This window comes from Oleiphilus sp. HI0079, assembly GCF_001635105.1.
In genome coordinates this window covers 1-1102 of sequence record NZ_LWFT01000026.1, presented here as the reverse complement: position 1 = coordinate 1102, position 1102 = coordinate 1, and the positions used below count along the sequence as shown (strand labels likewise).

Here is a 1102-nt window from a genome sequence, read left to right as displayed (position 1 = left end):
GACCACAATGATGGCTCCTGAAAAGGCCTGAAGGGCGATGGTTAGAGCGAGTCGCATTTCCAGATCGAGATGGTTGGTAGGCTCATCTAACAAGAGCAGATTTGGCTTATGCCAAGCAATGATCGCAAGCGCTAGTCGCGCTTTTTCGCCTCCAGAGAACTTTTCGATGGTGCCTGTGGCGTCATCACCTCGAAAGTTAAAACCGCCGAGAAAGTTACGGATTTCTTGATCTGTGGCACTCGGTCGACAGCGCTGAAGATGCAACAGAGGGCTCGCGCTAGAATCTAACGCTTCAAGCTGATGCTGAGCAAAATAGCCGATATGCAAATGTTCTCCGCAACTTCTATCACCCTCCAGTAAGTTTTGATCACCGACCAGAGATTTAATTAGCGTAGATTTACCTGCGCCGTTGGGGCCAAGCAAACCAATTCTTTGGCCCGGTAAAATGGTGCAGGAAAAGTCTTCGATAATTGGACAAGAAGCATCGTAGCCAAGATTTGCTTGGGACAGGCTAAGCAGCGGGCTCGATTGTTTATTCGACTCAGGAAACTCGAACTTGAAAGGTGAATCCACATGCGCCGGCGCAATCAATTCCATTCTTTCCAGTTCTTTTAAACGACTTTGTGCCTGTTTCGCTTTGGTTGCTTTCGCTCTAAACCGGTTAACAAAGGACTGAATCTCAGAAATTCGCTGTTGCTGCTTTTGGAACTGAGCTTGCTGGAGTGCAAGCTTTTCAGCACGCTGACGCTCAAAATCAGAGTAGCTACCTGTGTATTGATGCAACTTACGATGCTCAAAATGCAAAATACTCGTTGCTACGGCATCAATAAAATCTCGGTCATGCGAAATAAAGAGCAAGGTACCTCGATATTGTTTCAACCATGCCTCAAGCCAGAGCATTGCATCCAAATCAAGGTGGTTGGTTGGCTCATCAAGCAACAGCAAGTCTGAAGGACACATCAGTGCTTGTGCCAAATTCAAACGTATACGCCAACCGCCGGAAAAACTGGCCACACTTTGGTCGAGCTCGTGCTCGGAGAATCCCAAGCCATGAAGGAGTTTTTTTGCTTCCACAGGAATATTGTAAGCATGGATCGTTTCA

The 1102-nt window shown here is 47.1% G+C and carries 1 protein-coding gene; it reads right to left on the bottom strand.

The annotated features are described in order from the left end of the window. A partial coding sequence (locus tag A3750_RS00610; RefSeq protein ID WP_156498268.1) for an ABC-F family ATP-binding cassette domain-containing protein occupies nt 1-1102 on the bottom strand: 1102 nt, incomplete at both ends.